The sequence below is a fragment of the Beduini massiliensis genome (genome assembly GCF_000829905.1).
In the GTDB taxonomy this organism is placed as follows: Bacteria; Bacillota_I; Bacilli_A; order Erysipelotrichales; family Coprobacillaceae; genus Beduini; species Beduini massiliensis.
The window spans coordinates 1-21,580 of record NZ_CDPP01000002.1 but is presented as its reverse complement, the minus strand read 5'-3'; the positions used below and the strand labels follow the sequence as shown (position 1 = coordinate 21,580).

Annotated in this window: 22 protein-coding genes and 1 rRNA gene; 21 read left to right on the top strand and 2 right to left on the bottom strand. The window is 36.7% G+C overall.

Features of this window, described 5'->3' with window-relative positions; translation table 11 throughout:
* Positions 1-12: 12 nt before the first annotated feature.
* The 17 genes from trxB (at position 13) to BN1225_RS00035 (ending at position 17,943) form a co-directional block, all read left to right on the top strand.
* Positions 13-927: a thioredoxin-disulfide reductase gene (trxB, locus tag BN1225_RS00115; protein WP_041137807.1), complete on the top strand. Its 915-nt coding sequence runs from the start codon at positions 13-15 to the stop codon at positions 925-927.
* An 83-nt stretch (positions 928-1,010) separates the two neighbouring features.
* Complete coding sequence (locus BN1225_RS00110; protein WP_041137806.1) at positions 1,011-1,685, top strand: YhfC family glutamic-type intramembrane protease; 675 nt, start codon at positions 1,011-1,013, stop codon at positions 1,683-1,685.
* Complete coding sequence (locus BN1225_RS00105; RefSeq protein WP_041137805.1) at positions 1,669-2,058, top strand: DUF3887 domain-containing protein; 390 nt, start codon at positions 1,669-1,671, stop codon at positions 2,056-2,058. The genes BN1225_RS00110 and BN1225_RS00105 overlap by 17 nt, the downstream gene beginning before the upstream one ends.
* Positions 2,059-2,168: 110 nt before the next feature.
* Positions 2,169-3,017, top strand: coding sequence for an RNase adapter RapZ (gene rapZ, locus BN1225_RS00100; protein WP_041137804.1), 849 nt, complete (start codon positions 2,169-2,171; stop codon positions 3,015-3,017).
* Positions 3,018-3,029: 12 nt separating this feature from the next.
* On the top strand, positions 3,030-3,974 hold the full coding sequence (whiA, locus tag BN1225_RS00095) for a DNA-binding protein WhiA (RefSeq protein ID WP_041137803.1): 945 nt from the start codon (positions 3,030-3,032) through the stop codon (positions 3,972-3,974).
* Positions 3,974-4,192, top strand: a complete 219-nt coding sequence (locus BN1225_RS00090) for a helix-turn-helix domain-containing protein (RefSeq protein WP_041137802.1) — start codon at positions 3,974-3,976, stop codon at positions 4,190-4,192. The genes whiA and BN1225_RS00090 overlap by 1 nt, the downstream gene beginning before the upstream one ends.
* 43 nt (positions 4,193-4,235) lie before the next feature.
* Positions 4,236-4,541 (top strand): hypothetical protein, encoded by a 306-nt coding sequence (locus tag BN1225_RS00085; protein WP_041137801.1) that lies wholly within the window; start codon positions 4,236-4,238, stop codon positions 4,539-4,541.
* Positions 4,542-4,569: 28 nt separating this feature from the next.
* Positions 4,570-5,769: a C39 family peptidase gene (locus BN1225_RS13920; RefSeq protein ID WP_052466136.1), complete on the top strand. Its 1,200-nt coding sequence runs from the start codon at positions 4,570-4,572 to the stop codon at positions 5,767-5,769.
* 113 nt (positions 5,770-5,882) lie between these two features.
* Positions 5,883-6,683 carry a MurR/RpiR family transcriptional regulator gene (locus tag BN1225_RS00075; protein ID WP_041137800.1) on the top strand — a complete coding sequence of 267 codons (801 nt, stop codon included), beginning with the start codon at positions 5,883-5,885 and terminating at the stop codon, positions 6,681-6,683.
* Positions 6,684-6,720: 37 nt separating this feature from the next.
* A complete protein-coding gene (locus BN1225_RS00070; RefSeq protein ID WP_041137799.1) occupies positions 6,721-7,566 on the top strand; it encodes a fumarate hydratase in 846 nt (281 codons plus the stop codon).
* On the top strand, positions 7,563-8,117 hold the full coding sequence (locus BN1225_RS00065) for a Fe-S-containing hydro-lyase (protein ID WP_041137798.1): 555 nt from the start codon (positions 7,563-7,565) through the stop codon (positions 8,115-8,117). The genes BN1225_RS00070 and BN1225_RS00065 overlap by 4 nt, the downstream gene beginning before the upstream one ends.
* Before the next feature lie 72 nt (positions 8,118-8,189).
* Positions 8,190-10,025, top strand: a complete 1,836-nt coding sequence (locus BN1225_RS00060) for an LTA synthase family protein (RefSeq protein WP_041137797.1) — start codon at positions 8,190-8,192, stop codon at positions 10,023-10,025.
* Positions 10,026-10,031: 6 nt separating this feature from the next.
* Positions 10,032-11,255 carry a M15 family metallopeptidase gene (locus tag BN1225_RS00055; RefSeq protein WP_041137796.1) on the top strand — a complete coding sequence of 408 codons (1,224 nt, stop codon included), beginning with the start codon at positions 10,032-10,034 and terminating at the stop codon, positions 11,253-11,255.
* 81 nt (positions 11,256-11,336) lie between these two features.
* Positions 11,337-13,028, top strand: coding sequence for a B12-binding domain-containing radical SAM protein (locus BN1225_RS00050; protein WP_041137795.1), 1,692 nt, complete (start codon positions 11,337-11,339; stop codon positions 13,026-13,028).
* A gap of 59 nt (positions 13,029-13,087) precedes the next feature.
* Positions 13,088-13,366 (top strand): hypothetical protein, encoded by a 279-nt coding sequence (locus BN1225_RS00045; RefSeq protein ID WP_041137794.1) that lies wholly within the window; start codon positions 13,088-13,090, stop codon positions 13,364-13,366.
* Between the two features lie 46 nt (positions 13,367-13,412).
* Positions 13,413-15,629 carry a bifunctional diguanylate cyclase/phosphodiesterase gene (locus tag BN1225_RS00040; RefSeq protein WP_041137793.1) on the top strand — a complete coding sequence of 739 codons (2,217 nt, stop codon included), beginning with the start codon at positions 13,413-13,415 and terminating at the stop codon, positions 15,627-15,629.
* Between the two features lie 61 nt (positions 15,630-15,690).
* The gene (locus tag BN1225_RS00035; protein ID WP_041137792.1) at positions 15,691-17,943 is read left to right on the top strand and encodes a glycoside hydrolase family 3 protein; all 2,253 of its coding nucleotides are present in this window, start codon (positions 15,691-15,693) and stop codon (positions 17,941-17,943) included.
* 79 nt (positions 17,944-18,022) lie between these two features.
* Here BN1225_RS00035 and BN1225_RS00030 read toward each other — a convergent pair whose 3' ends face one another.
* Together BN1225_RS00030 and chbG are read right to left on the bottom strand one after the other, a co-directional pair.
* On the bottom strand, positions 18,023-18,337 hold the full coding sequence (locus tag BN1225_RS00030) for a PTS sugar transporter subunit IIB (protein ID WP_041137791.1): 315 nt from the start codon (positions 18,335-18,337) through the stop codon (positions 18,023-18,025).
* A 172-nt stretch (positions 18,338-18,509) separates the two neighbouring features.
* Positions 18,510-19,247, bottom strand: a complete 738-nt coding sequence (gene chbG, locus BN1225_RS00025) for a chitin disaccharide deacetylase (protein ID WP_197066511.1) — start codon at positions 19,245-19,247, stop codon at positions 18,510-18,512.
* A 143-nt stretch (positions 19,248-19,390) separates the two neighbouring features.
* Here chbG and BN1225_RS00020 point away from each other — a divergent pair, with 143 nt between their 5' ends.
* The 4 genes from BN1225_RS00020 to BN1225_RS14465 all read left to right on the top strand — a co-directional run.
* A complete protein-coding gene (locus BN1225_RS00020) occupies positions 19,391-19,978 on the top strand; it encodes an XTP/dITP diphosphatase (protein WP_041137789.1) in 588 nt (195 codons plus the stop codon).
* A 9-nt stretch (positions 19,979-19,987) separates the two neighbouring features.
* The gene (locus tag BN1225_RS00015) at positions 19,988-20,497 is read left to right on the top strand and encodes a tRNA (cytidine(34)-2'-O)-methyltransferase (RefSeq protein ID WP_041137788.1); all 510 of its coding nucleotides are present in this window, start codon (positions 19,988-19,990) and stop codon (positions 20,495-20,497) included.
* Positions 20,490-21,146, top strand: a complete 657-nt coding sequence (locus BN1225_RS00010; RefSeq protein ID WP_041137787.1) for a TIGR01906 family membrane protein — start codon at positions 20,490-20,492, stop codon at positions 21,144-21,146. Before BN1225_RS00015 ends, BN1225_RS00010 begins: the two co-directional genes overlap by 8 nt.
* Before the next feature lie 308 nt (positions 21,147-21,454).
* A 16S ribosomal RNA gene (locus BN1225_RS14465) occupies positions 21,455-21,580 on the top strand; the annotation flags it as partial.

Below are 21,580 nucleotides of genomic sequence, written 5' to 3'. Positions count from 1 at the left end.
AAGGAGAATACTATGTACGATTTAATTATTATCGGTGCAGGTCCGGCAGGTATGAGTGCTGCCGTATACGCATCACGTTCCGGCTTGAATACATTGATTTTAGATGGCGGAGCTCCTGGAGGGAAATTAAACCTAACAGCCGAAATTGAAAATTATCCCGGAAAACAAATTGTTGCCGGACCGGAACTTGCTTATGATATGTTTGAACACGCCACTCGTTTTGGTGCGGTTTACGAATATGGAATGGTAAAAGAGATCAAAGATTTAGGAGAACATAAAGAAGTCATCACTGAAGAAAACACTTATGAAACGAAAGCGGTGCTGATTGCAACAGGAACGAAGGAAAGAAAAATCGGTATTCCTAATGAGGAAGAAATGACAGGACGTGGTGTATCTTACTGTGCCGTTTGTGATGGAGCATTCTTTGGCGGTGAAGAAGTGGCTGTCATTGGCGGTGGAAATTCAGCTTTGGAAGAAGCCATGTATTTAACGAAATTTGCAAGCAAAGTACACTTGATCGTTCGTCGTGATGTCTTTAGAGCAGATAAAATCGTTCAGGATAAATTAAATGAAAATGATAAGATCGAAATTCACTTTTTAAAGAAACCGGTAGAAATTGAAGTTGATCAGGAAAATAATAAAGTCAGCGGCTTAGTGTTAGAAGACAGCCAAAGCAAAGAACGCAGTACTTTAAAAGTAACCGGAATTTTCCCTTTTGTCGGAGCAGATCCCGTTACTGAATTTGCAAAAGGATTAGATATCTTAGACGAACGTGGCTATGTCATTACAAACGAAGATATGGCGACGCAATGTCCGGGTATTTATGCGGCCGGTGATGTCCGCAAGAAGTTCCTTCGTCAAGTTGTTACTGCAACAAATGATGGTGCCATTGCCGCGCAGGCAATTAATCGTGACATGTTTGAATAGAGGAGAAATCCTCTTTTTTTATGATGAAGATTTACTTGTCTTAAAGATAGCTTTATAATGGGGTTAGGGAAGGGAGAACCATTATGGGAACGATTTGGATTTTCTTAACGTGTTTTGTGATTCCGTTTGGCTTGTTAAGCCTGCTCGCTAAAAAGAATAAACGCTGTTTGTTAACCTTTGGTATTGGTGGGCTGACGTTTTTTGTTTCTCAGGTACTATTGCGTATTCCATTGCTTACGTGGTGGCAAAGTCAGGCATCTGCCCAAGTATGGATCATCAACAATACTTATGCTTATGTTTGGCTGACATGCTTTTCTGCGGGACTATTTGAAGAAACCGGAAGACTAGTGAGTTTTAAACTTTTAAAAAAAACGAATACCTTTTATGAAGCCGTTGCTTTTGGTTTAGGGCATGGTGGGATTGAAGCCATTTTGCTTGTCGGGATTCCAGCATTATCAGCGGCACTTCCATTGGCAAATGCTTTACCTATCGGGAGTGAGCGTATTGCCGCGATTTTAGTACATGTCACTTTATCGATCATCATTTTTATTGGGGTCAAGAAAGGGCATCCCCTCTTATATTGGGCTTTGGCAATCCTGCTGCATGGGATGTTCAATCTGATTCCGATAACGATCACTTATTTGGGAGGATCGTTATTTATAAGTGAATGTGCTCTTTTTATTGTGGCGATAGGGATGTTTGTAGGGTGTTACTTTTTGATGATGAAGGAGCGTATCGAAGATGAAAAAGTATCTTAAATGGTTAGTGATCGGATGTTGTATTGTGGCATTATTAGGATGTCAAAAAAGCAATGTGTCAAAAGAAAGACAGGAAAGTGTTAAGGGATTAGCCAATGAAGTCATTGATTTATTGAATGCTGAAGATTATGCTGCCATTCAAGATATGTCCGATGCAAAGATGAAAGAAATCAATATTGAGCAGGCAATCAAAGAAACATGGGGACCGGCTTTAGAGCAATTAGGTGCCTTTGAAGACTATGGAACTTACAGTTTTGCTTCAAAAGATGAAAATGTAACGGTTGTGGTTATTTCCAAGTATGAGAATAAAAAGGTTCAGTTTACGATTACTTTCAATAATGAGGATGAATTGACAGGACTTTATTTTAAATAACAAAATCAAGGGAAAATCTCCCTTGATTTTTTCTAAATAAATAACTTTTAAAGCGTGAGCTATGGGCGTAACAAGCAAAATAGTATATAATACACATATGAGGTGATACTATGGATAGAATACAGTTAGTAATGGTAACCGGATTATCCGGAGCAGGTAAGACAAGCTGCATGGCAGTGTTTGAAAATTTAGAATTTCAATGTATCGATAATGCTCCTATTGAACTTTTGGAGCAGTTTGCGAATTTATTAAAAACATCAAAAGAATATACAAAAGTGGCGTATGCCGTTAAATTAAAGGACGCTTTGCAGGCGGCACGTATCTTATCCAACTTAGATTGGATTGATTTATCCATTCTATTCCTTGATGCGAATGATGATGTCTTACTGAAACGCTATAAACAATCTCGACGTTCTCATCCATTGTTGATCAGTGAAAGAGCCGCTTCATTACAAGAAGCCATTGAATTTGAGCGTGAACTCGCAAAGCCGGTTCTGCGGATTTCCAATAAAGTGATCGATACCAGTATGATGAAAACCAATAAGCTTCAGCAGTTAATTGAAGATTATTATCTGCATAGTGAAACCGATCCGTTTCGAATCAGCTTCATTTCTTTTGGTTACAAGCATGGAATTCCCAAAGATTTAGATCTTATGTTTGATGTTCGTTTCTTGCCTAATCCATTTTATGTTGATGAATTAAGAGAACAGACCGGTAATGATAAAGCGGTTTATGACTATGTGATGGAAAAGCCGGAAACACAGGAATTTGTTGAAGTTTTAACGCCTACCTTGGATTATTTGTTTAAAAACTTCGAACAGGAAGGAAGAATGCATTTAGTCGTTGGCATTGGCTGTACCGGTGGACAACATCGTTCCGTCACTTTAACAAACTATTTTGCTGACCATTATGCAAAGATTTATCAGGTTCATCGCTTGCATCGTGATGCAGATCATTAAGGGAGGGATTGGATGATATCTTTTTCAAGAACAGTAAAAGAAGAAATTGTATTCAATGAATTTGAACCCTGTTGTGGAAAAGCAATTTTGGCGGCATTAATTAAAATTAACGGCACTTTATCATTGTCCAATTTGGGATTAACGATTGATATTCGTACAGAAAATGCTAAGATTGCTTCAAAAATTCATAAGCTGTTAAAGGAAATATATAATCCTCAGATCGAATTTAAAGTACTGAGAAAAATGAAATTAAAAAAGAATAATATTTATGTCGTAAAAGTAAGTAAGGCTAAAGAAATTCTGGATGACCTAGGGCTTTATGCAGGGTTTGGATTAACCGATGTTCCACAAGGATCGATTACTTCCAAGCAATGCTGTAAACGTGCCTTTTTAGCCGGTGCTTTCTTGGCAACCGGCAGTGTGAATCATCCTTCCACAGCGAATTATCACTTAGAGATTTCAGTGACAAATGAAGAACTGGCAATGTTTATTCAGTATTTGATGAATCAGTTTGAATTGAATGCCAAGGTCATTACACGCCGCAGCCGTCATATTATTTATTTGAAATCGGCGGAAAAAATAGGTGACTTTTTAGGCTTAGTAGGAGCATCTTCTTCCTATATGTCTTATGAGAGTATTCGTATTGACCGTGATTTCATCAACAATATCAATCGTTTGGAAAATTGTGAGATTGCTAATGAAATGAAAACGATGAATGCGGCTAATCAGCAGATTCAGGATATTCAAACGATCGAAGAAATGATGGGATTGGCATTACTTGATGAAAAGACCAGACAAATTGCAGAAGTACGTTTAGAAAACCCCGACGTCAGCCTAAATGAATTGGCAAGCTTATATGAAGAAAAGACCGGTTTAAAGATTTCTAAATCAGGCTTGCATCACCGATTCAAGAAAATCAGTGAAGAGGCAGCTAAATTGAGAGCGATTCATACATAATGGAAACGATTGAGACATTGTTTGGCAATCGTTTAAGAGAATTACGCAATAGGCGTAACTGGTCGCAGGAAGAATTGGCCTTTCGCTGTAATGTATCAAAGAACTATATTTCTGATGTTGAAAGAGGAAAACGAAATGTTTCTTTACGAGCTATAGAAAAGATTGCCAGAGGATTGGAAGTTGAGATTTATGAACTATTTTATCGTAGTTCACAATAAGTTCAATTAGCCGTGTTAGACTTGCCCAAAAGGATGTGAAAGTATGCATAATTATCTATATATCGCTGTCATCGTCATCGTACTTATTATAATTTTTAGTTTTTTAATTCAGTTTGCATGGATTCCGATCTTGCTGTATTTATTATATTGGATCTATAAAAATATAAAATATAAGCTTCATGGATCAGATGAACGAGAATCTTATTCAAATCGAACTCAGTATTATGATTCATACGATCAGGAAGATTATAGCAGCAGTTATACGAATCAGTCTTCATCACGTTCCAATGGAGCGATTGATGCAGATTATAAAGTGGTAGATGAAGAGGAAACAACACAACGTCACTAGACATTGGAAAGAACAATGAGGAATAGATATGAAAAAACGAAAGATATTCATGTCATGTTTTGTTTGTTTGCTTTTAGGTGGGTGTGCCAATCAGAAGGAACAGCCCTTATTAAAAGTGAAGCAGGATGAATTTATCGTAGAATATGGTGAAACGGTCGATTTGGAAGCCGAGCATTATTTAGACTTAACCAAGTTGGATGACAAACAAAAAAATGAAGTATTATCGAATAGTACGTTATCCGTCGGTATGACTCAACAAGATATGATAACAAAAAATGATCAAACGTATACGAAAGTCGGAACTTATGGTGCCTTAATCACGTATCAGGAAGAAGCTTTGAATTTTAAGATTACGATTAAAGATACAACTGCTCCGCAAATAGAAGGACCGGATGAAGTCACTGTGAATTTAGGGGAGAGTGCTGATTTTGACAGTTTATTTAGTGCTGTGGATCTAAGTGAATGCCTGCCACTGGAGTTTGATCTTGCTCAGGTCGATACGAATCTTGAGGGTGACTATACAATGAATGTTGCGGCACAAGATGTCTATGAGAATAAACAAAGTAAGTCCGTAACGGTTCATGTTGTAAAAAAGGAAGAGGAAACACCTCCGCCACCGAGCAATGAGCCAACATATCCGTCTGAAACTACACCGCCTGTCCAAGAACCAACGGAAACTAAGGTCACGAAACTGAATGTTCCCTACTATAACCAAATGGATGTTGGAGCGGTTATGGGATGTGAAGCCACATCGTTATATATGGGACTGAAGTTTAAAGGGTATATACCTTTAGATTTAAAGAGTTTTGTTGCTAATTTGCCTAGATCTGAAGATCCGCTCAGCGGATTTAGCGGAGATCCGTTTGTATTAGATGAAAGTGCAGATGCCTATCAGGGAATCTTCCCGACACCGTTGGCAGCATATGGAAATCAGTATGGACCTTGTAAGAATATCAGCGGTTCTTCAATAGATGCTATTATTGAGGAAGTGAAAAAGGGCAATCCGGTTGTCGCTTATGTTACTTTGGACTTTGCTAAACCGATCGTGAAAGAATATTCATTTGGCAGTGCTGTTGATAACGGACATGTCGTATTGGTAGTCGGATATGATTTAGATCAAAGTATCTTATTTATTCAAGATCCTTATCGCCGTGATTTAAAAGAAGTTTCAATAGAGTCATTTAAGAATGCCTATTCCCCATTAAAATATGCTGTTTCAATACAATAATACAGACAGGGAAACCTGTCTTTTTTTATTTCTTGTTATTATGTAAATATAGAGTGGAAACCTTTTCATTTTTTGTAAATTCATGTATAATGTCACTGAAAGAGGTGGGATAGGTGAAAGGATTATATTATCGGCTCATTATCTATTTAGATACGGCGGACGAAAGTGATACAAACTATAATATCGCATGGTATATGGTGCATAATTTAGAAAAATTGTCAACGATCGGTATCAGTGATTTAGCCAAAGAATGTTATGTTTCACCGGCGACTATCTCTCGTTTTTGCAGAACGCTGGGGTATGATAATTTTGCACATCTAAAACAGGACTGTTCGTATATTAAACAATTGAAACAACGTTCACAGGAAATTACCAAAATTGCTGTAGATTCTATGAAAAGAACACCGATCAAAGCATCGGGGGACTACATTGAACAGATTATCCTTTCTTTGCAGGATATGCAGAAAGAATTGGATTGGAAAGCGATTGACAATGTTCTGCGCTATATCAAAGAAGGAAAAAAAGTTGTTTTTTTCGGTTCACAATTTTCGCATAGTGCCGCCTTGCATCTTCAGGCAGATTTATTAATGCTAGGTAAATTCACTATCGCTTATATTGATTATGAAAAACAAATTGAAAGTGCAAAGCATTTAGACAGTGATTCTGTAGCCATTATTATTACGGTAAATGGAAACTTTGTTAAAACCGGATCAAAGGCATTTCACTATATTAAAAAATCAAAATGCAAGGTAGCAGTCATTACTCAGCAAGCAGATCTGGAAATTGCAGAATTTGCTGATGAAGTAATTCAATTAGGAGATCCACAATATGGTCATGTGGGGAAACATACATTACTGACATTGATGGAATTGATGTCATCCCGCTATCATGCTTTATTTGTACACAATAAATAGAAGATGACTCATCTTCTTTTTTTAAGGGGGTTCATTCATGAGAGAGATAAAAACAGAAGTGATTACAAAGGCAATAAGAGACTTATGTATTGAAGCAAACTGTCAACTGCCGGATGATATCAGTCAAGTGTTTGACAAGATGCTTTTGGAAGAAACATTTCCTATCGCCAAAGATACATTGAAAATACTATCAGAAAATGCAAGATTGGCAAAAGAGAATCATTCACCGATCTGTCAAGATACCGGGATGGCGTGTGTCTTTATGACAATAGGTCAGGATGTTCATATTATCGGAGGCAGTTTGGAAGAAGCTATTCACGAAGGGGTACGCCAAGGTTATGATGAGGGCTATTTAAGAAAAAGCGTGGTCAGTGAGCCGATGTTTGATCGTGTGAACACAAAAGATAATACCCCTGCTCTTATTTATTATGATATTGTAGAAGGGGATCGATTGGATATTACCGTTGCCCCTAAGGGATTCGGTTCAGAAAATATGTGTCAGATCAAAATGTTAAAACCAAGCGATGGGGTAGAGGGTGTAAAAGAGTTCGTCTTAAAGGTAATTCGAGATGCAGGCCCCAATGCTTGTCCGCCGATGGTAATCGGAGTAGGAATCGGGGGTTCTTTTGATAAGGTAGCATTGCTTTCTAAAAAAGCGATGCTTCGATCAGTGGGGTCACATCATACAGATGCACGCTATCAGGCATTAGAAAAGGAATTGTTGGAAATGGTCAATGCAACGGGGATTGGACCTGCCGGATATGGTGGGAAAACAACGGCTTTATCCCTTAATATTGAAACTTATCCGACTCATATTGCAGGAATGCCGGTTGCTGTCAGCATTTGCTGTCATGTTGCCAGACATAAGGGGGTATCTCTATGATACGTTTAACAACACCTTTAACAATAGATAAAGTGAAAGCATTAAAAGCGGGAGATCAAGTGTTGTTGTCAGGAACAATTTATACCGGGCGTGATGCGGCGCACAAACGCTTAGTTGAATTGGTCAAACAAGGAAAAAAATTACCTTTTGATCCAAAGGATCAGATTATTTATTATGTAGGACCAACGCCTGCAAAACCGGGACAGGTCTTTGGCAGCGGCGGACCTACAACCTCAGGAAGAATGGACGCTTATGCCCCTACCATGCTCTCGTTAGGATTAAGAGGGATGATTGGGAAAGGCTATCGCAATGAAGCGGTGAAAGAAGCGATGCATACTTATACAGGCGTATATTTTGGGGCAATTGGCGGAGCCGGGGCTTATATTAGCCAGTGTGTTAAACAAGCAAAGGTGATTGCTTTTGATGACTTGGGAGCAGAAGCGATACGCGAACTCGATGTAAAGGATTTCCCTTTAACGGTCGTCATCGACTGTGAGGGCAATGATTTATACGAAATAGGCAAAAAAGAATATTTGGGAGAGAAAGTATAGCTTTCTTTTCTTTTTACAATCTTTCTTGTATTCAAGCCAAATTATGATAAACTATTTATTTGAGGTGTGTCTATGAAAATATTAAAGCAAGTAGCAGATAAAATATTATATTTTATCAAGGCTTATAAGAGTGTTTTCATCATTAGTCTGATCGCCCTGTTATGTGTAGAACTGCTTAATCATCCAACATTTAATCTATTTGATTTAGTAAACTGGATGTTTCATCATAAACGGGTACTGCTGATGAATTATATCATTTACTGCAATATTTGTATTTTGATATATCTTGTCATGAACCGGCTCAACTGGTCCAATATAATTTTTATTACGACGCTTGTCATCATCGGCATATGCAACTATTATAAACTTCTTATGAAGGGTGAAAATGTTGTCTTATGGGATGTGCTGAATTTACAGGCGGCGGCAGGCATCATGACAGAGTTAAATATAAAAATTAGCTGGCAGGTCATTTTATGTCTGGTGGTGTTATGTGCTGTTTTATATCAGCAGTTCAGAGGAGCAAGGAAACAGCAAAGAATCAGCATTCGATTTAAGTATTTAGCGTTGGCATTCATTGTATTATCTTCTTTAACGGTTGGTGTTATTTTTAATAATGAAGTACTGACAAGTTTAAAGATCACAAATATGGACTGGAATCAAGATAAGAATTATCGTGAGAATGGATTTATTTTATCTTTCTTTATGAATTTGAAAAATATTTCGGTTGTCACCCCGGAAGGCTACAGTGAAGAAAAAGTAGAAGAGGTGATCAACAGAATAGATTCCATCGAAGACCCAACTCCGGTAGAAGTATCAGAAAAACCGAATATCATTGTGATTATGAATGAATCTTTTTCCGATATAACGATTGCCAATGAGGGATTAAGTTTTGATGAACCTTTGACACCGTTTATTCATTCATTAAATAAAAATGTGGTAAGAGGAGATTTATTGGTGTCAATCTTTGGCGGAGGAACAGCAAATACTGAATTTGAATATTTGACCGGACATTCTATGAAGCATTTACCGATAGGAAGTGTTGCTTATGATCGTTATTTAGATGATGACGAAGACAGCATGGTCAAAGTGCTGAAAGAAGATGGTTATACCGCAACTGCGATTCATCCTTATTTAGGAACGTTTTGGAATCGTGATCACGTTTATCCTGCTTTTGGTTTTGATCAATTTTATACTATTGATGATTTCAGCGAAGACACCCAGAAAGTAAAAGGGTATATCAGTGATGAAGAAGTCTATAATAAAATTGTCTCTTGCTATGAAAATAAAGATACAGACTCACCACTATTTACATTTTGTGTCACAATGGAAAACCATACCCCTTATACCGATACCAGCAATGGGGTTGTAGGCGTAGAGGGAGAGGACAGTCTCTTTAAAGAAGAAGGTAAATTGGAAGCCGGGGTTCATGCCCGTGGTGTCCAAGATGCAGATGCGATGTATCAAAAATTAGTAGAATATTTCTCAAATGAAGAGGAACCGACAATCGTTGTAATGTTTGGTGATCATCATCCGTTTGTGAGTTCGACGATCAATAAGGATTCAGATCATTTGGATGATGTAAATAAATACAAAACGCCATTTGTGATATGGGCGAATTATGATATTCCCACACAGATTGACGTGACGATGGATTCTTCAGTATTGGGAGCATATACGTTATTAAATGCCGGAGTGACTTTACCAAATTATTTAAAATACAATTACTATGCATCAAGCTTAGTAGATGGATATAATAATTATTTTGTCTTAGGGAAAAACAATCAGTTTTATAAATATTCGGAAGATATGCCTGATGAGATCCAACAGTTTTTAGCGGATCATGAATTACTTCAGTACGATCAGCTGTTTGGGCAGGGATATTCAAGTCAGTACTTATGGAAGGAATAAAGAAGAATGAGAAATAAACGTTCATATTATAGTTCTTATGGAAGAAAAAGAAGGGTTAATTGGCGAAAAATCTTAGTTTTTGTCGGAATCCCTGTGATTGTGATTGCGATAGTGATTGCATTAAATTTCAATCGTATTAAATTAATGACAAAAGGATATAGTTTTCATGATGCTAATATCGTTTTGAAACAAAGTAAAGATGTAAAAGCGGAATTATTGTCAAAAGCTAAGGTTAAATATCTGACAGACTGGCTGGCAATTGATTTGAATGCAGGTTACTACGATGAGTATGATCGCTACTTCGATTTGCATCCGGAGATGAGCAAAGAAGATGTAGTTTCAGCGATGCAGAGCTTTATGGATAAAAAATATCCGGAATTAGTGAACTTAGGATATACGGATGCAGATATCTGGACTATCTTAGGAAATGCGTCGATGGACGATATTCAATCGTTGATTACAAACAAGTATACAATGGAAACAGTCAATCGTTTCAATAAATACAAATATTTTGATTATCAGAAAATCGGGGAATATATCACCGCTTCTACGCAGTATAACAGTGATGAATATGCAGTGAATATTGTCAACTTCCCGTTCATCATTTCAACCAATCCTACAAGTGAACATTATGAAATAAAGAATCCGGAAGAAATCACGACTTTAGTTAAGAAAGGATTCTATTTACCTAATACATATGTCCCTAGTGATTTAGTCGTACCGGAAATGCCGATTGCACCGGACAATACGGATAATACGGTAAGACAAGTGGTAGCGGATGCTTTGGTTAAAATGACAGCAGACGCTAAAAAAGCAGGAATGGAATTAGTGTTGAACAGCGGTTATCGTTCTTACAGTGAACAAACCAAAGTCTACGACGAAACAGAATCTATCTATGGTGGAATCTATGCTTCTGAATATGTGGCTTTACCGGGAGCAAGTGAACATCAAACCGGATTAGGTGTGGATATTACATCACAAAGCGTGGTAGACGGAACACGTATTACTTTTGGTGATACAGAAGAATATCAATGGGTGATTAAAAACTGTTACAAATACGGCTTTATTGTTCGTTTTGAAACGGAAAGTGCAGATATTACCGGAATTGCACATGAACCATGGCATTTACGTTATGTCGGAGAAGATATTGCGAAAGTGATTCATGATAAAGGATGGACATTTGAGGAATATTGCTTAAATACAAGCACATTGCCGGAAATTGACTATTAAGAAGGGATTTTATCCCTTTTTTATTTATTCCTTATTTATAACTGTGTTAAAATATAAGCGTATGAGAAAGTAGAGGATCTTATGAAAACATTGATTGCGACATTAAATTCAAAATTTATTCATACTGCTTTGGCACTGCGTTTACTGTATGTTGCCTGTGTGGATGAATTTGATATAGATTTTAAAGAATATACGATTAAAGATGATCTGAACGATGTATGTGAGGGTATCCTTGCTATGAAATTGGATGTCTTGGCTTTATCTACTTATATTTGGAATGTTGAAAAAATAAAAGAACTGACGGCGATGATAAAACAGCGCCAGAAAGATATCGTGATTCTTTTGGGCGGACCGGAAGTTACCTATGAGCCACGCTATTTTTTAGAAGAATTTTCTATTGATTATGTATTGTGTGGAGAGGGGGAGAAAACCTTGCCCGCATTATTAACCGCCATAGAAGAAAAAAGGGAACCGATGTTAGAAGGAATTTGCTATTTAAAAGATGGACTCTTAATGAATGAAGGTATTGCCAAAAACTGTGATCTTGCGGAGATTGAAAAACTTCCATCCCCCTATCTTTTAGAACGGGATTTACCGCATATTAAAGATCGTATTGTTTATTTTGAATCAAGCCGAGGATGTCCCTATCAATGTCAGTACTGTCTGTCCTCTTTAGAAAAAGGCGTCCGTTTTTATAGTGATGCCTATATCCATGAACAGCTCCTTGCAATCATTCAAGCCGGTGCCAAAACAATTAAGTTTTTAGATCGCAGTTTCAATGTCAATCCCACAAAAGCATTGGATATTTTAGAATTTATTGTGACCCATCATCTTCCCGGTCAGCAGTTTCAATTTGAAGTTAACGCCGATGTTTTGGATCAGCGTATTATTGATTTTGTCAATGAAAAGGCACCTAAGGGATTATTGCGTTTTGAAGTTGGGATTCAATCTACTTATGAGCCCACCAACGAAGTAGTCAAAAGAAAGCAAGATTTTCAGCGTCTTAGTGAGGTCATCATGCAGTTAGTCAAAGGCGATAAGATTGATCTTCATTTAGATCTCATTGCCGGACTGCCTTTTGAAAGCTATGAACGTTTTAAACAGTCTTTTGATGATGTCTTTGCTTTCCGGGCAAAAGAATTACAGCTTGGTTTTCTGAAATTACTACGTGGTACCAGTTTACGCCAAGATGCCGCTCTTTATGATTATACCTATCAAAAAGAAGCACCCTATGAAATTTTTGCTAATCATGTATTAAGCAATGAGGAAAGACAGGAAATTCATGTGGCAGAAGAAATGTTGGAAAAATACTGGAACAGTGGTCGTTTTTCTCGCACAATGAATGATTTGTTCGATCATCAGTTCAGTTCACCTTTTGAATTCTTTCACGATTTTGGTCGTTATTATATCGATTACCATTTTAAAATGATTGGACATCAGGTCGATGATCTCTTTGTTTACTTAGAATCCTATTTAAAAACAAAAGGGATTGATGTTTTAGAAAAAATGATATTAGACTATCTGGAATTGTTTAAAGTAAAGCCAAAGAAGTGGTGGAAAAGTGAATGGTCACGCCAACAGCGTCAGACTTTTTCTCATGCTTTATTACAAGATCCTGATCTTTTAGAAACATTGAACCTTAATCAAGAGTTATTATTTCGTTATTGTCTGATTGAAAAAATAAATGACCACTATATCATTGCACAATATAAAGATTTTAAGTGCCATATCGTTGTACTAGAAATGGTAAATAATGAATATAAATTGATTTAAACAGACAAATATATTAATTCATTGTCGAAAACTGGCATATTCTGTAGAGGGGTGATAGAATGTGTACAGTATGTATGACAGCAGCGGTTGTATTCTTTGTAGTCGCTATTATTTTAATCAACATCAAAAAACTAGGACTTAGAAGGTTCTTAGTCAGAATGATTGTTGTTGCTGAAGAAGCATTTGAATACGGACAAAATGAGGATAAATTCAATTATGTTTTCAACCAGTTTTATCAGCGTTTGCCAGCCGTGATTCGAATGTGCGTGACACAGCAGATGGTGAAGAAATTTATTCAGGAAACATTTGATGAAATTAAGCTAGCACTCGATCATTAGTAGGACACCTTTGGGTATCCTACTAATTTAGGGGGAGAGGACGATTATGAAAAAATATTCGACATCCAAACGATTTGTGATTATTGTGATTGCCTTGGTGATAGGATCGCTCCTATATACCAATATTTTTTATAATACGATGCGTGAGCGAGTTTTATCTATGCTTTCGGAAATCGCTTATCAATCCACACAAGTTTTAAAAAAGGAAGTAGAAAAGGGAGAGTCGGTTCTTAGTAATGTGGCGGATTACATTGCTCAGGAAGAATTAGACACAGATTATATATTGACGAAGCTGGATACACTCAATGATGATAACTTCTTTAAAAGAATGGGGATCGTTGATCTCGAAGGGGTGGGACGAACCACAGATGGATTAATCATGGATCTTTCAGACCGTGATTATTTTATAAAAGGATTGAATGGATATTCGAGTGTCTCGGGAACGATTATCGATAAATCGGATGGAAAAGAAATCAATGTATTCAGTGCCCCGATCATCAAAGAAGGAGAGGTCGTCGCGTTATTGTTCGCTACATATGCGACAGATTACTATCGCAATTTATTGACAACAACCATTTTTAATGGGCAGGGATATACCTATGTCATCGATAATAAAGGGGATCGTGTCATTGCTTCAAATAATAAAAACAGCAAGGTCGATTTTACTAACTTTTATGATGCTTTAAATGAAAATAAGGGGAACACTGCCACAGCAAAAAAACTACGTGCAGCTATCGAGAATAATGAAACAGGAAACTTAACTTATACGTATGGTGTGGGGAAATATATGGACTATCGTCCTTTAGATATCAACAACTGGTATGTGCTGACCATTATTCCCGATGAGGTTATTGCCACATACACCAACACATTAATGCTGTTGTCGGCATCGTTTGCTTTAATTTGCATCGGGGCAATCAGTTATTTAGTCGTGTATATTTATAAGCAGAAAGAAAAGAATCAAAAAGAGCAGGAAGAAATGATCTTTACCGATGCTTTAACCGGCGGAATGAGTCAAGCACGTTTCAAGTTGGAAGCTCGTTCTTTGATTAAACGTTCGGATGTTTCCTATGCAATCGTGGTAATGGATATCGAGAAATTCAAATACATCAATGACTTATATGGATTCTCGGAAGGAGATATTGTTTTAAAGAAAATCTATCATATTTTGTATGCTCAGCTAAATAAACATGAACTTTGTGCTCGTCAGAGCGGCGATCATTTTATCTTACTGCTTCACATTGAAGAACGAAATAAGTTCACTCAACGTTTAGAAAGCCTTCAGCAACAGCTTCTTCATTGCCATGAATTCGGTCATCAAGAGTATGAAATTAAAGCGAAATTTGGTGTTTGCTTAGCTATTGATGAGACAGAAAGTTTAGAAACAATGATTGATCATGCCTATCTGGCTCTAAATCTTATAAAAAAAGAAGTTATGTATTCAGTGAGTTACTATGATGATCAGCTAAAAGAAAAGCTTCTGCAAATTAAGATGATTGAAAACAAGTTTGAATTGGCAATCCATAATCGTGAATTCGTTCTCTATTATCAGCCTAAATACAATCTGCATACAAATCGTTTTGATGGCGGTGAAGCTTTAGTCCGATGGAAAAACAGTGACGGTAATTTTATTACTCCTAATCAGTTTATTCCGATCTTTGAAAGCAACGGCAGTATTATTAAATTGGATCGCTATGTTTTTGAAGAGGTCTGTTGTTCGATTTCACAATGGCTGAAAGCCGGGCTGACAGTAGGGGCAATTTCAATCAATGTTTCACGCTTAGATCTGTATTCCCCGGTTTTCGTTGATGATTATCTGCATATTATGGAAAAGTATCAGATTCCCTCTGAGCTGATTCAGCTGGAAATCACAGAAACAGCTTTATTTGATAATAATGAGGACATGCTGTCAATCATTAATCGTCTGCATGACGATGGTATTGCTGTCTTAATGGATGATTTTGGTACGGGCTATTCTTCCGTTTCGATGATTAAAGATATTCCGATTGATGTTTTAAAGATTGATAAAAGTCTGATTGATGATTCGTTAACGAATGACCGTGGGCAGACGATTGTGAAAATGATAATTGACCTGTGTCATCAGTTTGATATTAAAGTAACTGCTGAAGGGGTAGAAACGAAAGAACAGTTTGATCTGCTTCGTTTTCTGGGCTGTGATTATATTCAAGGGTACTATTGCGCTAAGCCTATGGATTTAGAAGCCTATATTCATATCTTAATGGAACTATCTGGTGATGGGTAGTTCTTTTTTCTTCTTTATGAAAGCGATTAAAATATGATAAAATAAGAACAGGAGGGATAAGATGAAAGTCATAGAGAAAGAAAACTATAAATTAATTTATAATCAAGATGGTCCGACACTGGGAGTCGCAAAAGATAGTGATATTCCAATTTTAGAGGTAGATGGTCTTTATTTTAAAAACTTATCAAGAAGTCATCAGTTAGAAAAATATGAGGACTGGCGTTTAGATGTGAAAGAGCGTGCTCAGGATTTAGCGGAAAGACTATCAATCAAACAAATTGCCGGTTTAATGCTTTACAGCAGTCATCAGTTGATACCAGCTCAAGGTATGGCACGCTTTGGCGGAACTTATCATGGTCTTGCTTTTGAGGAAGCAAACGTTGAGCCTTGGAGTTTATCTGATCAACAAAAAGAATTTATTGAAAAAGATGATGTACGTCATATTTTGGTCATGCGTTATAAAAATAAAGAAGTCATGGCAAAATGGAATAATATTGTACAGGCTTTTGCGGAAAGTCAGCCATTGGGGATCCCGGTCAATAACAGCAGTGATCCTCGTCACGGAACAATCAGCGATGCGGAATTTAACGGCGGAGCAAACAGCGATATCTCGAAATGGCCGGACGGAATTGGTATGGCGGCTACTTTTGACCCTGAATTAGTAAAGCGATACGGAGAAGTTGTTTCCAAAGAATATCGTTCTTTAGGATTGACTACTGCATTATTCCCACAAATTGATTTGGCAACAGAACCCCGTTGGATGCGTTTTAACGGAACTTTTTCTGAGTCACCCGAACTAGCAACGGACATGGCTAGAGCCTATTGTGATGGTTTGCAGACATCTTTTGGAAAGGCAGAAATCAAAGATGGCTGGGGATATGAAAGTATCAATGCCATGGTAAAACATTTTCCTGGCGGCGGAACCGGGGAGGCTGGACGCGATGCTCATTATTCATATGGAAAATACGCAGTGCATCCCGGAAAAAATATGGAAATGCATCTGAAACCTTTTATTGAGGGAGCCTTTAAGTTAGAAGGGAAAACAAAAATGGCATCTGCCGTAATGCCTTATTACACGATTTCAGCTGATTTGAAAGGGAAAGATCATGAAATGGTAGGAAATTCTTACAGTAAATACATCATCCAGGGATTGCTTCGTGATCAGTTAAATTATGATGGCGTTGTTTGTACGGACTGGGGAATTACTAAAAACCAAGGAGAAACGGTGTATTCATTTGGAGGTACCTGTTGGGGAGTCGAAGGCTTGACCGAAGCAGAAAGGCACTTGAAAATTATTCTTGCCGGAGCCGATCAATTTGGTGGCAACAATGATGCCCAGCCGATTTTAGAGGCTTATGAAATAGGATGTAAGGAATTTGGTGAAGATTATATGCGTAAACGTTTTGAATTATCTGCAAGACGCTTATTAATGAATATCTTCCGCTTAGGTTTATTTGAAAATCCTTATGTTGATATAAAAGAAGCAAAAGAGACAGTGGGAAAAGAAAAATTCATGGCTGCCGGTTATGAAGCTCAGCTAAGATCTATTACACTTCTTAAAAATAAAAATCATATATTACCTTTGAAAGCAAAAACAAAAGTATATATTCCGAATCGTCATATTGATGCTTACAGAACGTTCTTTAGTACAATGTCCGAACCTGAAGATATTGTTCCGGTAAAACAAGATTTGGTGAATAAATATTTTGAATGGGTCGATACACCAGAAGAGGCAGATGCTGCTATTGTTTTCATGGAAACACCGATTTGTGATTCTTATGATCCAAAAGATGTAGAAAAGGGCGGAAACGGTTATTTGCCAATCAGCTTGCAGTATCGTCCTTATACTGCCGTAAATGCAAGAAAAGAAAGTTTGGCGGGAGGAGATCCGCTGGAATCGTTTACTAACCGAAGCTATTATAATAAAACTAATACGACAGCAAATGAAACAGATTTAGACAATGTGCTGAAGATGAAGAAAATAATGAAAGATAAACCGGTCATTGTCTGCATGAAATTGAAAAGACCGACAGTAATGTCAGAATTTGAACCTTATGCAGATGCGATCGTCGCAGAATATGGAGTTCAGAATCAAGCTATCTTTGATATTTTATCGGGTAAAAGAATGCCAAGCGGATTATTGCCTCTGCAAATCCCAATCGATATGGATACTGTAGAAACACAGTTGGAAGATGTTCCATTCGATATGACTCCTTATGTAGATAGTGAAGGTCATTGTTATGACTTTGCATTTGGAATGGATTTTGATGGTGTTATTCAAGACGAGAGGGTAAAAAAATATCGTTATAAATAAGAAAGATAAAACTTTAATTTACTTAAAATATAATCGTTATAATAAAAAAGGTTACACGCTCGTGTAACCTTTATAAGTATTATTTGTAAAATTCATCGTAAAGTTTAACTGCTAGGTCTAACACTTTCTCCCCATCCATGCGACCATAATCTCTCATGTCGATCATTGAAACCGGACATTTACCTTCACATTTTTTTTCTAATTCCTTTAATTTGTAACGGATTTGCGGACCAACTAATAATACATCATAATTCCCCTCTTCAGCGTCAACTGATTTCTCACTGACTGCCCAGATTTTTGCTTCGATACCACGGTCAGCAGCACTTTTTTCCATTTTAGTAACAAGTAAGCTTGTTGACATTCCTGCAGCACAGCATAATAATACTCTAATCATAATATAACACCTCCTTCATAAATTCATTGTATACTATGAAAGCGCTTGTATCTATTTTTTTCGGTTTTGGAAAAAGAATTATATCAATAGACTTTATACAGCACTATTTAAAAGAAAGATATTTTAAATAAATTAAAAACAGCAGGAAAATTTCCGGCTGTTACTAAAGGCATTATCTTTTATTGATATCTCTGAAGTTAATTAATTCAATCCCGTGATCTTCTAACCATTGTTTAAATTCAGGACTGCGAATAAACTTCATTTCAAAAATTCTCGGGATGGCATAAGAACTGTTGGTGTAGAGATGATTGTCAATGAAAGCAGGGTGACACATTAATTCCTGAATCCCTTCTTTATCTAAATTTTCTTCACAGAATTGAATGAAATCTTTGATTTCTCCATTGAACCCTCTAATCAGTGGCGCAACTTCGTAATGATGCTGAATATCTTGAGTTAAGCGCATTGGCAGATCATATTCTTTAGCCAATCGAGCAGCTACATCGATATTGCCCGGTTCTAAGTGAGTATGGTGATGAGAATCAATATGAGTTGGCTTCTTTCCGGCTAATTGAATAAATAATTCGATTTGAGCATGCCATTCTTCATATAGTTCATCTGGATCTACGATAGCTTGTTTATTAGGATACGTATTTAATTTTCTAAAATCACCATTTTCATCAGTAAAACTTTTCTTTCCTAATGTTAGTGGTCGTCCGCAAGTTAAAACAAGGTGAATCCCAACTCCTAAATTAGGATATTGTTCAGCCATTTCCAAAGCCTTTGCTGCATAGGGCATATTTGTCATTAGTGTTGTTGAAGTTAACACACCTTCACGATGACATTGGATGATTCCACGTGTTACACCTTCACACATCCCGAAATCATCGGCGTTGATAATTAATTTTTTCATGATAGTATTGTCCTTTCAAATATCATATACGTGCCTATTATAATAGGAAATGATAAAAATAAGGACAATGTTTTAATTTGTGTAAAAGATTGTTTTTTTCTATTTAAGTATGATAAAATGTTTTAATACAAGAAGGTGACAAAATGAAAGAATTAATTATCGCAACAACAAATAATGGGAAAATGAAAGAAATGAGAACGTTGTTGGCTCCGCTAAATATTGAAGTCAAATCGATCTTAGATGAATTTAAGGAAAATATTGAGATTGAAGAAAATGGGAAGACATTCAAGGAAAATGCTTTAATTAAAGCTCAAACAATTGCAGACAAAACGGGAAAAGTAACGTTGGCTGATGATTCCGGATTGGTGATCGATGCTTTGGATGGACGCCCGGGAGTGGAATCTGCCCGCTTTTTAGGACATGATACCAGTTATATTATTAAAAATAATCATATCTTAGAGTTGATGAAGGATAAAGAAAATCGCAGTGCTCGCTTTGTGTGTGCTATTGCCATCGTTATTCCCAATCAAGAACCGATCTTATTTGAAGAAACATTTGAAGGCGAAATCGCAAAAGAAATCTTAGGGGAAAATGGTTTTGGTTACGATCCGATCTTTTATTTCCCACCGCTAGAAAAAACGAGTGCAGAAATGAGTATGGAAGAAAAGAATCAATACTCACATCGAGCAAAAGCAGTAAAAAAAGCGATTGACATTATAAAAGAGTTATAGGAGGCAGTTATGGCAAATCATATCGTACTTTACAATCCGGCAATTCCGCAGAATGCCGGTAATATTATGAGAACTTGTGTAGCGACCAATACGACATTGCATATGATCAAACCGTTGGGATTTGATTTAGACGATAAAAAGATGAAACGCGCCGGTTTGGATTATGTGAAAGATTTAGAGATGTACGTCTATGAAAACTGGGAAGAATTTAAACAAAAAAATAAAGGGTATTATTATTTTACAACGCGTTACAGTAAAAAAACATACTGCGATTTTGATATGAAAAAAACAGATCAAGATCATTATTTTATTTTTGGACATGAACATGATGGTATTCCCAAAGACGTCTTAAAAGAACATTTAGAAGAATGTATGCGTATTCCAATGAGTACAAAAACACGCAGCCTTAATGTTTCAAACTGCGTCGCTTTAGTCATCTATGAAGCACTGCGTCAGCAGGATTTCCCGGGATTATCATTAGTAGAGACCCAAAAAGGGGAAAACTTCTTATATGAGTAAGCTGAAACGTAATGATTGGCTGTTTGCGATCATTGCAATGATAACAATCATTACACTCGCTATTGTGATAACAGTTTTCTTTAAAGGATTATATTATTTTGATATTCATTACTTAAAAATAAAAGATGCTACTTTATTATCAGTTGAACAGATTAAACAAAATTATGATGCACTGATTCATTATCAATCCATTTTTTACCAAGGGCCACTTATTTTACCTGACTTTATTATGTCAGAAAGTGGAATCAAACATTTTGAAGAAGTAAAAAGAATATTTGAAGTGATTCAGATAATCTGTGCAGTTGGCTTAATCACAACGATTCCAATCGGTATCAAACGATTTAAAGAGCGAGATTTTCTGTTTTTTAAATGGACTTCTGTTTTAACGGTTGCTGTACCGGCAATCATCGGTTTTTTAGCGAGTATCGATTTTTCAAAAGCATTCATTATTTTTCATCAAATTGTTTTTAGAAATAATGATTGGATTTTTGATGAGCGCTATGATCCGGTTATTACCATATTGCCTGAGAGTTTCTTTATGCATGCATTCATGATGATCGTAGTTATAGTATTAGGATTAAGTGCAGTGAGCTTTATTTTGTATCGTTACTTATTAAAAACATATGATAAAGAAAATGCTTCTACTTAGTGTGGGGCATTTTTATTTTGCTAATAAAAGGTAAGAAAAAACACAGATAGATAAGAAAGAGCAGGATTCGATAATATAGAATATAAATATTATTCAAAAAAATTCAAAAAATAATAAAAAAGACTTGTCAAGAGAGGAAGGACGTGGTAATATAAACAGGCAGTCCGATCAAGGGCCGCGGAGACCATTGAAAACTGAACAGAACACGTCAAACAATTTCGATCGAAAGAAAGAAAATTGAGAAGAAAAAAAGAAACAAAAGTCAGAAGACAAAAGAGTCAAAGAAAAACAGATTGATGATATAAAGTATCATGGAGAGTTTGATCCTGGCTCAGGATGAACGCTGGCGGCGTGCCTAATACATGCAAGTCGAACGCATCACCTTGGTGATGAGTGGCGAACGGGTGAGTAAGACATAAGCAACCTGGCTGTAC

What these genes read in the sequence shown, in the direction of transcription:
- BN1225_RS00090 (WP_041137802.1), top strand. Translation starts at nt 3,974, where the DNA reads ATGGAAACGATTGAGACATTGTTTGGCAATCGTTTAAGAGAATTACGC.
- BN1225_RS00030 (WP_041137791.1), bottom strand. Translation starts at nt 18,337, where the DNA reads ATGATTAGAGTATTATTATGCTGTGCTGCAGGAATGTCAACAAGCTTA.
- chbG (WP_197066511.1), bottom strand. Translation starts at nt 19,247, where the DNA reads ATGAAAAAATTAATTATCAACGCCGATGATTTCGGGATGTGTGAAGGT.
- BN1225_RS00020 (WP_041137789.1), top strand. Translation starts at nt 19,391, where the DNA reads ATGAAAGAATTAATTATCGCAACAACAAATAATGGGAAAATGAAAGAA.
- trxB (WP_041137807.1), top strand. Translation starts at nt 13, where the DNA reads ATGTACGATTTAATTATTATCGGTGCAGGTCCGGCAGGTATGAGTGCT.
- BN1225_RS00105 (WP_041137805.1), top strand. Translation starts at nt 1,669, where the DNA reads ATGAAAAAGTATCTTAAATGGTTAGTGATCGGATGTTGTATTGTGGCA.
- BN1225_RS00010 (WP_041137787.1), top strand. Translation starts at nt 20,490, where the DNA reads ATGAGTAAGCTGAAACGTAATGATTGGCTGTTTGCGATCATTGCAATG.
- BN1225_RS00060 (WP_041137797.1), top strand. Translation starts at nt 8,190, where the DNA reads ATGAAAATATTAAAGCAAGTAGCAGATAAAATATTATATTTTATCAAG.
- BN1225_RS00040 (WP_041137793.1), top strand. Translation starts at nt 13,413, where the DNA reads ATGAAAAAATATTCGACATCCAAACGATTTGTGATTATTGTGATTGCC.
- BN1225_RS00085 (WP_041137801.1), top strand. Translation starts at nt 4,236, where the DNA reads ATGCATAATTATCTATATATCGCTGTCATCGTCATCGTACTTATTATA.
- BN1225_RS13920 (WP_052466136.1), top strand. Translation starts at nt 4,570, where the DNA reads ATGAAAAAACGAAAGATATTCATGTCATGTTTTGTTTGTTTGCTTTTA.
- BN1225_RS00110 (WP_041137806.1), top strand. Translation starts at nt 1,011, where the DNA reads ATGGGAACGATTTGGATTTTCTTAACGTGTTTTGTGATTCCGTTTGGC.
- BN1225_RS00045 (WP_041137794.1), top strand. Translation starts at nt 13,088, where the DNA reads ATGTGTACAGTATGTATGACAGCAGCGGTTGTATTCTTTGTAGTCGCT.
- BN1225_RS00055 (WP_041137796.1), top strand. Translation starts at nt 10,032, where the DNA reads ATGAGAAATAAACGTTCATATTATAGTTCTTATGGAAGAAAAAGAAGG.
- BN1225_RS00015 (WP_041137788.1), top strand. Translation starts at nt 19,988, where the DNA reads ATGGCAAATCATATCGTACTTTACAATCCGGCAATTCCGCAGAATGCC.
- whiA (WP_041137803.1), top strand. Translation starts at nt 3,030, where the DNA reads ATGATATCTTTTTCAAGAACAGTAAAAGAAGAAATTGTATTCAATGAA.
- BN1225_RS00050 (WP_041137795.1), top strand. Translation starts at nt 11,337, where the DNA reads ATGAAAACATTGATTGCGACATTAAATTCAAAATTTATTCATACTGCT.
- BN1225_RS00065 (WP_041137798.1), top strand. Translation starts at nt 7,563, where the DNA reads ATGATACGTTTAACAACACCTTTAACAATAGATAAAGTGAAAGCATTA.
- BN1225_RS00035 (WP_041137792.1), top strand. Translation starts at nt 15,691, where the DNA reads ATGAAAGTCATAGAGAAAGAAAACTATAAATTAATTTATAATCAAGAT.
- rapZ (WP_041137804.1), top strand. Translation starts at nt 2,169, where the DNA reads ATGGATAGAATACAGTTAGTAATGGTAACCGGATTATCCGGAGCAGGT.
- BN1225_RS00070 (WP_041137799.1), top strand. Translation starts at nt 6,721, where the DNA reads ATGAGAGAGATAAAAACAGAAGTGATTACAAAGGCAATAAGAGACTTA.